The sequence below is a fragment of the Halorubrum sp. SD612 genome (assembly GCF_002135005.1).
The window spans coordinates 1-9,933 of the sequence record NZ_NEWI01000106.1; the positions used below are offsets into that span (position 1 = coordinate 1).

Annotated in this window: 7 protein-coding genes and 2 pseudogenes; all 9 read left to right on the plus strand. The window is 69.0% G+C overall.

Annotated features, from left to right (window positions below):
- Positions 1–239: pseudogene (locus B9G38_RS11850) on the plus strand (amino acid-binding protein); the annotation flags it as partial.
- Between the two features lie 182 nt (positions 240–421).
- Positions 422–1,453, plus strand: a complete 1,032-nt coding sequence (gene radA, locus B9G38_RS11855; RefSeq protein ID WP_049932122.1) for a DNA repair and recombination protein RadA — start codon at positions 422–424, stop codon at positions 1,451–1,453.
- A gap of 495 nt (positions 1,454–1,948) precedes the next feature.
- Positions 1,949–3,676 (plus strand): ammonium transporter, encoded by a 1,728-nt coding sequence (locus B9G38_RS11860; protein WP_176454938.1) that lies wholly within the window; start codon positions 1,949–1,951, stop codon positions 3,674–3,676.
- Positions 3,677–3,787: 111 nt separating this feature from the next.
- Positions 3,788–5,125 (plus strand): glutamate-1-semialdehyde 2,1-aminomutase, encoded by a 1,338-nt coding sequence (locus tag B9G38_RS11865; protein WP_086220500.1) that lies wholly within the window; start codon positions 3,788–3,790, stop codon positions 5,123–5,125.
- A 360-nt stretch (positions 5,126–5,485) separates the two neighbouring features.
- Complete coding sequence (locus B9G38_RS11870) at positions 5,486–6,727, plus strand: argininosuccinate synthase (protein ID WP_086220501.1); 1,242 nt, start codon at positions 5,486–5,488, stop codon at positions 6,725–6,727.
- Positions 6,728–8,236, plus strand: coding sequence for an argininosuccinate lyase (gene argH, locus B9G38_RS11875; protein WP_086220502.1), 1,509 nt, complete (start codon positions 6,728–6,730; stop codon positions 8,234–8,236). It begins immediately after the preceding gene.
- Positions 8,237–8,529: 293 nt separating this feature from the next.
- Positions 8,530–8,718 carry a lysine biosynthesis protein LysW gene (gene lysW, locus B9G38_RS11880; RefSeq protein ID WP_049932116.1) on the plus strand — a complete coding sequence of 63 codons (189 nt, stop codon included), beginning with the start codon at positions 8,530–8,532 and terminating at the stop codon, positions 8,716–8,718.
- A gap of 79 nt (positions 8,719–8,797) precedes the next feature.
- Positions 8,798–9,742, plus strand: coding sequence for a lysine biosynthesis protein LysX (gene lysX / locus B9G38_RS11885; protein WP_086220503.1), 945 nt, complete (start codon positions 8,798–8,800; stop codon positions 9,740–9,742).
- Positions 9,739–9,933 (plus strand): annotated as a pseudogene (locus B9G38_RS11890) (N-acetyl-gamma-glutamyl-phosphate reductase); the annotation flags it as partial. The gene lysX and the pseudogene B9G38_RS11890, both read left to right, overlap by 4 nt.

A 9,933-nucleotide genomic window follows, 5' to 3' on the forward strand; every position in this document is an offset into this window, starting at 1 on the left:
CCCCGGTCGTCGACTGGACGGTGCTCAGCATCGGGGGCGCGGCGGCCGACGAGGCCGGGATCGGCGGCGAGGTGACGGGGATCCTGGCCGACCGCGGCGTCTCGATCCGGCAGGTGCTGAGCGAGGACCCCGAGTTCACCGACGACCCGAAGCTGTACGTGATCACCGACGCCGAGCTGTCGGGCGACCTGCTCGTGGAGATCCGCGACCTCGGGTACGTCCGCCGCGTCGGCTTCTGAGGACCCGACCCCCGGGTCGCCCCTGACCCCTCGACCAGTTTCACCGCGCGACGGAGCGGGCCGCTCCGACGAACGCTTTCGAGAGATAGCGAACCGCGACCGAGCGGTGACGCTCGGCGAACTTCACTTTCACTCGGGTGTAAACCAGTCTTTATACGGGATGGCAAACAAGCACTGTGTACATGCCTGAAGACGAACTCGAGGACCTCCCCGGCGTCGGCCCGGCAACCGCGGACAAGCTCGTGGACAACGGATTCGAGAGTTACCAGTCGATCGCCGTCGCGAGCCCCGGCGAGATGTCGAACACGGCCGACATCGGCGAGTCGTCCGCCGCCGACATCATCAACGCCGCCCGCGACGCCGCCGACGTCGGCGGCTTCGAGACCGGCGCGAGCGTGCTGGAGCGCCGCCAGGAGATCGGCAAGCTCTCCTGGCAGATCGACGAGGTGGACGACCTGCTCGGCGGCGGCATCGAGACGCAGTCGATCACGGAGGTGTACGGCGAGTTCGGGTCCGGGAAGTCACAGGTTACCCATCAGATGGCGGTCAACGTCCAGCTAGAGCCGGAGAACGGCGGCCTCGACGGCGGCTGTATCTTCGTTGACTCCGAGGACACGTTCCGACCGGAGCGGATCGACGACATGGTCCGCGGGCTCGACGACGAGATCCTCGCCGACGAGATGGAGCGCCGCGAGATCGAGGGGACGCCCTCAGACGAGGAGGCGCTCGAAGAGCTCGTCGAAGCGTTCCTCGACCAGATCCACGTCGCGAAGGCGTTCAACTCCAACCACCAGATCCTGCTCGCCGAGAAGGCGAAGGAGCTGGCCGGCGAACACGAGGAGACGGAATGGCCGATCCGGATCGTCTGCGTCGACTCCCTCACCGCGCACTTCCGCGCGGAGTACGTCGGTCGGGGCGAGCTTGCGGATCGCCAGCAGAAGCTCAACAAACACCTCCACGACCTGATGCGGATCGGCGACCTGTTCAACACCGCCATCCTCGTCACGAACCAGGTCGCGTCGAATCCCGACTCGTACTTCGGCGACCCGACGCAGGCGATCGGCGGCAACATCCTCGGACACGCCTCCACGTTCCGGATGTACCTCCGCAAGTCGAAGGGCGACAAGCGGATCGTCCGCCTCGTCGACGCGCCGAACCTCGCCGACGGCGAGGCCGTGATGCGCGTCCAGAACGAGGGTCTGAAGCCGGAATAACGGTGTTTCCGGGACATCGGTCGGCGGAGAGGGCAGTCTGACACCGCCGAGATATCGATTCCGTCGAGGGACCGCGAGACGGGTTGACAAACGTCTACTTCTGCCGACGAGGCCGGAACGACCCGAATTCGGGACGGAGAGCCCGTGCGACGCCCAAGCGCGGGACGGCGGCGCGGCAATACTCGCCAGAGGGGACCGCGCCCGCCCCGAGAACGCCGTTCGGCGACGGATCACGCCGAAATAGATAGCTGAGCTACACAACGACCGTCGAGTTCGAGCGCAACAATTGCGGCGGAACCGCGAGAAAAACGTCCTTATATTCCATAGCCACGTCCTTATATCGGACGACCGCCGTATTATCAACCGTATTTTTTGTGAAACTCAACTCTAACGTTTATGTATAGGCGTTCCCGGGAATCGAAACGTGATTCAGCACATGAACACGAGCGAAGCACGGTTTGAATCGGACGAGCGTTCAGTAGAGGTGGATGAATTGTGACGGGCGGCGTCCTCGCCACGATCGATCCGAGCACGTTCGCGTCCGCGATGAACGGGACGTGGATCCTCGTCGTGACGTTCCTCATCTTCTTTATGCACGCCGGCTTCGCCATGCTGGAGGCCGGGCAGGTGCGGTCGAAGAACGTCGCCAACCAGCTGACGAAGAACCTCCTGACGTGGAGCGTCGGGGTGGCGGTGTTCTTCCTCATCGGCACGGCGTTCACGAGCCTCGTGAACGGGTCGTCGGGGATCGCCTCCGCCGCGGGGTCGCTGTACTCCGGCGGCGAACTCGCCGTCGAGTCGGGCGTGGTTGGTCCCTACGTCAACTGGCTCTACGGCGCGGTGTTCGCGATGACCGCAGCGACGATCGTCTCCGGGGCGGTCGCGGGTCGCGCGAAGCTCCGCGCGTACGTCACCTACACGTTCCTCTTGGCCGCGGTCATCTACCCGATGGTCATCGCCTTCACGTGGTCGGCCTCCGGTGACGGGCTCGTCGCACAGCTGACGGGCACCGCGTTCCACGACTTTGCCGGCGGCATGATCGTCCACGGCATGGGCGGCATCGCGGGCCTCACGGCCGCGGCCATCCTCGGGCCGCGGATGGACCGCTACGGGAAGGACGGCTCGACGAACGTCATCCCCGGTCACTCGCTGACGTTCGCCGTGCTGGGGACGCTCGTCCTCGCGTTCGGCTGGTACGGCTTCAACGTCGGCACGGCGTCAGTGGTCAGCGGCGGCGTGTTCAACACGCTGACGCTCAACCTCGTCGCGATGGGGACGACGATCGCGATGGCGTCCGGCGGGATCGGCGCCGCGCTCGTCGTCTGGGCGAAGACCGGGAAGGTCGACACCCTCTACGTCGCCAACGGCCTGCTCGCCGGGCTCGTCGGCATCACCGCAATCCCCGACACCACGGCATGGTGGGGCGCCGTCGTCGTCGGCGGGCTCGCCGGCGCGCAGCTCCCGATCGTCTTTGAGTTCGTCTCGGACAACCTGAAGATCGACGACGTCTGCGCGGTGTTCCCGGTTCACGGGAGTGCTGGCGTTCTCGGGACGCTCCTCTTCCCGTTCGTCGCCGCACCGGGTCAGCTCAGCGCGGGCATCGGCGCCCACTTCGTCGCTCAGCTCGTCGGCGTGGTCATCATCGGCGGCTGGACGATCACCGCAACCGGTGCGGTCTGGTACGTGCTCAAGCTCGCCGGCGAGGCGCGCGTCACCGCCGAGCACGAACAGGAGGGCCTCGACATCTCCGAACACGGCGTCGAGACCTACCCCGAGTTCGGCGGCGACCGCGTCGCGACCGACGGCGGCCCGTCGGTGATCGACACGACCGAGTCCGATGGGGAGTCTCCCCGGGCCGATGGCGGCGCGGCGGCCGGCACGGACATCAAGATGGTCACGGCGGTCGTCCGCCCCGACAAGCTCGGAGACATCAAGCAGGCGCTCGCGGAGATCAACGCCCCCTCGCTGACGGTGACGAACGTCTCCGGTCGCGGCAGCCAGCCCGCGAAGAAGGGCCAGTGGCGCGGCGAGGAGTTCACCGTCGATCTCCACCAGAAGGTGAAAGTCGAGGTCGTCGTGGCCGACATCCCGGCCGACGAGGTCGCGGACGCCATCGCCGACGCCGCGAAGACCGGCGAGGCCGGCGACGGCAAGGTGTTCATCATGCCGGTGGAGGACGCGCTCCAAGTCCGCACCGGTGCGACCGGAACGGAGGCGGTGTAGCGACGCTCCCGGCGGGCAGACACCGCGCACGGATCGACGGACGGACTTTTTTCGGGCGGGCGTGACGGCGGTTCGGCAACTACTTTCAGCCCGCCGACCCAACCTGTCGGTATGAACCACGAGCGCTCGCGCGAGTTGTACGACCGCGCGCTGTCGGTCATGCCGGGCGGCGTCAACTCCTCGGTCCGGGCGACGATGCCACACCCGTTCTTCGTCGAGCGCGGCGACGGCGGCCACGTGATCGACGCCGACGGGAACCGCTACGTCGACTGGGTGATGGGGTACGGCCCCCTCCTCTACGGCCACGACCTGCCCGACCCGGTGGAGGCGGCGGTCCAGTCGCACGTCGCGGAGGGGCCGATGTACGGCGCGCCCACGGAGATCGAGGTCGAACACGCCGAGTTCGTGGCGCGGCACGTCCCGAGCGTCGAGTCGATCCGCTTCGTCAACTCCGGCACGGAGGCGACCGTCTCGGCAGTCCGACTGGCGCGCGGCCACACCGACCGCGACAAGATCGTCGTGATGCGGGGCGGCTACCACGGCGCGCAGGAGTCGACGCTCGTGGAAGGGTCGCCGGGCGACGCGCACCCGTCGACGGCGGGGATCCCGGAGGCGTTCGCCGAGCACACCCTCCCGATCCCGTTCAACGACCCGCAGGCGGCGAAGGAGGTGTTCGCGGAACACGGCGACGAGATCGCGGCCGTCCTCGTCGAGCCGATACTCGCCAACAAGGGGATCGTGATGCCCGTCGACGGCTACCACGAGACGCTGCGGGACCTCTGTGACGACCACGGCTCGCTACTGATCTTCGACGAGGTGATCACCGGGTTCCGGGTGGGCGGCCTCGGCTGCGCCCAGTCGAAGTTCGGCGTCACCCCCGACGTGACGACGTTCGGGAAGATCATCGGCGGCGGCTTCCCGGTCGGCGCGATCGGCGGGAAAGCGGAGATCATCGAGGGGTTCACGCCCGCTGGCGAGGTGTTCCAGTCCGGCACCTTCTCCGGGCACCCGGTGACGATGGCCGCCGGGAAGGCCGGGCTGGAGTACGCGGCCGAAAACGACGTGTACGAGCACGTCAACCGCCTCGGTCGGCAGCTCCGGGAGGGGATCGCCGAGATCTGCGCCGAGCGCGCGCCGGAGTACACCGTCGTCGGCACCGACTCGATGTTCAAAACGGTGTTCACCCGCGAGGCGCCGGACGACGTCAACGCCTGTTGCGCGGGCGGCTGTCGGCAGGACCCGGACTGCGCCCGGTACGACTCGTGCCCGAAGACGGGCGCCGACGTGGCCGACGCTGCGACCGACCGCTGGGAGCGGGTGTTCTGGCAGGAGATGAAAGACCGAGGCGTGTTCCTCACCGCGAACCAGTACGAGTGTCAGTTCACCTCCTACGCGCATACGGAGGAGGACGTCGAGACGACGCTCGAAGCGTACCGCGAGGCGCTGTAGACCGGGCGACCGGCGATCTCCGGGCCGTCCGGCAAACCTTGCGCGCGCCGGGCGGTGCGGAACAATTTTATATCGGAGATCGGTACATACACGCGATGACCGCAGTGGCTCGTCTCGACGCCGCCCTTCTCCGAGGCCGACGAGCCCTGCGACCGCGACGAGACGTCCGACCGCCGCGACCGGCTTCCGGCGCGGCGCGACGACGAGGCCCTTCGGGCCAGTAATCTTCATCCCTCGTCGCGTTCGCGCCGTTCCGTTCCGGAGAGTCTCGACTATCGTCACCGCGAGCGGCCGCGCTGTCTTTTTCTTACAATATTGAAACCACTGAATTTAAGACCGTAGGCCGGGTGTACTCTGGTAATGACGAGCGTTGCACTCGCGTTCAGCGGGGGACTCGACACCACGGTCTGCGTACCGCTGATGAAAGAGGAGTACGGCTACGACGAGGTCATCGGCGTGAACGTCGACGTCGGCCAGCCCACCGAGGAGTTCGACGAGGCCGAGGAGACCGCCGAGGCGCTGGGGCTCGACATCCACGTCGTCGACGCGAAGGATGAGTTCGCGGACCTCTGTTTCGACGCGGTGAAGTCCAACGCCAGCTATCAGGGCTACCCGCTCGGGACCGCCCTCGCGCGCCCGGTCATCGCCGAGGCGATCCTCGGCGTCGCCGAGGAGCAGGGCTGTGACGCCATCGCCCACGGCTGTACGGGGAAGGGGAACGACCAGCTCCGGTTCGAGGCCGTCTGGCGCGGCTCCGATCTTGAAGTGATCGCCCCCGTGCGCGAACTCGGCCTCACCCGCGAGTGGGAGATCGACTACGCCGCGGAGAAGGACCTGCCCGTCGAGGCCGGCGACGGCGGCGTCTGGTCCATCGACGAGAACATCTGGTCGCGCGCGGTCGAGGGCGGGAAGCTGGAGAACCCGAACTACGAGCCGCCGGAGGACATCTACGAGTGGACCGCCGAGCCGGAGGGCGAGACCACCATCGAGGTGACGTTCGAGGAGGGGATCCCCGTCGCCGTCGACGGCGAGGCGATGGACCCCGTGCCGCTCATCCAGCACCTCAACGAGCACGCCGGGGGGTACGGCGTCGGCCGCACCGACGTGATGGAGGACCGCATGCTCGGGCTGAAGGTGCGCGAGAACTACGAGCACCCGGCCGCGACGGTCCTGCTGACGGCCCACCAGGCACTCGAAGATCTCGTCCTGACGAAGAACGAGCGCTCGTTCAAGAAGGGGATCGAGCAGGAGTGGTCGGAGAAGGCGTACGAGGGGCTCGTGTTCGCGCCCGTCGTCGACGCGCTGAACGCCTTCGTCGACGAGACGCAGGACGTGGTGACCGGCACGGCGACCGTGAAGGTGTCCGGCGGCGACTGCCGCGTCGTCGCCCGCGACTCCGAGTACGCCGTCTACTCCGAGGAGATGGCCTCGTTCAACACCGAGGACGTCGCCGGCATCGCCCAGTCGGACGCGACGGGCGTCGCGAAGTACCACGGACTCCAGGAGCGCCTCGCCAACGACGTGAAGGCGAGCGTCTCGAAGCCCGAGCTCGCGACGGACGGGTCCGGCGAGACGGACGGGTCCGACGCGGACGATAACTAGATGACCGACGACGATCCCGACGCGAGCGACGCGGACGAGGCGGCCGGCGGTGACGACACCGCCGTCCGGCGCGAGCGCTTCAGCGGCGGACCCGCCCGCGAGTTCCTGTCGAGCCTCGCGGCCGACGCCGCAATCTTCGAGGCGGACCTCGCCGTCGACCGGGCGCACACGGTGATGCTCGCCGAACAGGGGGTCGTCGACGGCGGGGTCGCGGGCGAGATACTCGCCGCGCTCGACGAGGTGGAGGCCGCCGGCCACGGCGCGCTCCCGGACGGCGAGGACGTCCACGAGGCGATCGAGACCGCCGTCATCGACCGGGTCGGCCCGGACGGCGGCCGGATGCACACCGCCCGCTCGCGCAACGACGAGGTGGCGACGTGTATCCGGTACCGGCTGCGCGAGGACCTGCTCGACGCCGCCGAGGCGACCGTCGCCGCCCGGGAGGCGCTCGTCGAGGTCGCCGAGGAACACGCGGAGACGGTGATGCCGGGGTACACCCACCTCCAGCCGGCACAGCCGACGACGGTCGCGCACTACCTGCTGTCGTACGAGGGCGGGCTCGCGCGCGACACGGAGCGGCTCCTGGACGCGTACGACCGCGTCAACCGGTCGCCGCTCGGCGCGGCCGCGTTCGCCGGGACGCCGTTCGACGTCGACCGCGACCGGACCGCGGAGCTGCTCGGCTTCGACGGGACGGTCCGCAACTCGATGGACGCCGCCTCGGCGCGCGACTTCCTCGCGGAGACGGCGACGGCGCTCGCGACGCTCGCGACGACGCTATCGGGGCTCGCCGAGGACCTGATCGTTTTCTCGAACAAGGGGGTCCTCGGGCTGGCGGACGCGTACGCCTCGACCTCGTCGATCATGCCCCAGAAGAAGAACCCCGACACGCTGGAGCTGACCCGCGGCGTCGCGGGCGACGCGATCGGGGAGGCGACCGGCACGTTGAGCCTCCTGAAGGGGCTGCCGCGGGCGTACAACCGCGACCTCCAGCGCGCCCACGCGAGCGTCTTCGATATCGCCGGCGACGTGGGCGAAGCGACCGAGATCGCTGCGGGCGCGGTCGCGACCGCCGAGTGGGACGCGGACGCGCTCGCGGCCGCCGCGGGCGAGGGGTTCTCGACGGCCACGGGGGTCGCCGACCTGCTCGCGATGGCGGGCCTCCCGTTCCGGACCGCCCACGAGATCGTCGCGAGCGCCGCCCCCGCGGTCGGAGACAGCGACGGCCCAGCGACCGCCGCCGCAAAAGTTGACGAGGCCGCACAGGCGGTACTGGGCGAGTCCCTCTTCGAGCGCGTGTCCCGCGACGAGGTGGAACGCGTCCTCGATCCGGCCGCGAGCGTCGCGAGCCGCGACTCCGCGGGCGGCCCCGCGCCGGAGGCGGTCGCGGCGGACCTGACGGCCGCGACCGCAGGGATCGACGCGGACGCGACGGCGCTCGACGACCGCCGCGAGGCGCTGGCGGCGGCGGCCGAGGCGCTCGACGCGGAGGTGGCGACGTATGAGTGATCGTGGGACCGACCGCGGTGGTCGCCGCGGGCGGACACCGAACCGGCCGCCGCCGCCGAACCGACCGCCGCAGCCGGACCGACTGCGACGACCGCCGCGACCGGGGGTCGACCGACGACCCCCGGTCGCGAACTCGTCTCCGCGAGGAGACGAACAAGTAACTAGGATCTGATAGCCCGGTTCGTCCGGGCGCTTTCGGCCGCTCTCGAACCGATAGCCGGTGCTTTGGCTAGTGTATATTTTTTGGTAAGTTCGGAAGATTTATGGTATCGAGTCACCCAGAGTGGAGTACGATGACAAGCGACACCGACACGCTGACCGCGGAGGACCCGATCGCGGGCGAGGAAATCGAGATCCCGGCCGACGTGGAGGTCGGCGAGATCATCGACAGTCCGGTCACGGGGACCGAGCTGGAGGTCATCTCGCTCGACCCGGTCGTCTTGGAGGAGGCGCCAGAGCTCGAGGAGGACTGGGGCGAGTAGATGGCGACGACCGCCGCGGCCGCGACACCCGAGTGGTCGACATGCGCGTGAACACCGACCCGAACGGAGGGGAATCGACGTGCGCGTAGGCGTCCTCTACTCGCGGATCCGGAAAGACGAGAAGCTCCTGCTCGGCGAGCTCCGCGAGCGGGGCCACGACGTGGCGAAGATCGACGTGCGCAAGGAGCGGTTCGGCCTGGACTCGACGACGGCCGCCGTCGACGACCTCGACCTCGTGGTCGACCGCTGCCTGTCGACGAGCCGGTCGCTGTACGCGACGCGGTTCCTCGACGGCTACGGCGTCCCCGTGGTGAACGGCCCGGAGACGGGCGACGTCTGCGCCGACAAGGCGAAGAACTCGCTCGCGCTCGCCGAGGCGGACGTGCCGACCCCGGCGACGGAGGTCGCGTTCACGACGGAGGCCGCCCTAGAGGCGATCGAGTCGTTCGGCTACCCGTGCGTCCTCAAGCCCGTGACCGGCTCGTGGGGGCGGCTGATGGCGAAGATCGACTCGCGGAACGCCGCCGAAGCGATCTTGGAACACAAGGAGACGCTCGGCCACTACGAGCACAAGGTGTTCTACGTCCAGGAGTTCGTCGACAAGCCCGGCCGCGATATCCGCGTGCTGGCGGTCGACGGCGAGCCGGTCGCGGCGATGACGCGCTCCTCGGACCACTGGCTCACGAACGCCGCGAAGGGCGGCGAGACGGAGCCGTTCGAACTCGACGAACGCGCGACCGAACTCGTCGAGAAGGCCTCGGAGGCCGTCGGCGGCGGCGGTATGCTCGGCGTCGACCTGATGGAGGTGGGAGTCGAGGCGGAATCGGACACCGCCGAGACCGGCGTCGGCGCAGACGGCGACGGCGCGGCCGACGACTATACCGTCCACGAGGTGAACCACACCGTCGAATTCAAGGCGCTCGACGCGGCCACCGACGTCGACGTCCCGGCGCGGGTCGTCGACTGGCTGGAGGCGAAGGCGACCGAGCTGGCCGACGGAGCCGTCGCGGGGGCCGACGCGTGACCGTAGACGCCGAGGACAGCGGCGCGGCCGCCGACGCCTACACCGCCAGCGTCGTCGGCGGCACCGGGTTCACCGGCGGCGAGCTGCTGCGGCTCCTCGCCGGCCATCCGAACTTCGAGGTCGTCCCGGCTCCCTCCCGGTCGGCCGCCCACCACACCCTCCGGCCCCCCCACCCGCACCCACCCGGCCCC

Coding starts and splice junctions, on each gene's coding strand:
- radA (WP_049932122.1), top strand. CDS start 422: ATGCCTGAAGACGAACTCGAGGACCTCCCCGGCGTCGGCCCGGCAACC.
- B9G38_RS11865 (WP_086220500.1), top strand. CDS start 3,788: ATGAACCACGAGCGCTCGCGCGAGTTGTACGACCGCGCGCTGTCGGTC.
- B9G38_RS11870 (WP_086220501.1), top strand. CDS start 5,486: ATGACGAGCGTTGCACTCGCGTTCAGCGGGGGACTCGACACCACGGTC.
- argH (WP_086220502.1), top strand. CDS start 6,728: ATGACCGACGACGATCCCGACGCGAGCGACGCGGACGAGGCGGCCGGC.
- lysW (WP_049932116.1), top strand. CDS start 8,530: ATGACAAGCGACACCGACACGCTGACCGCGGAGGACCCGATCGCGGGC.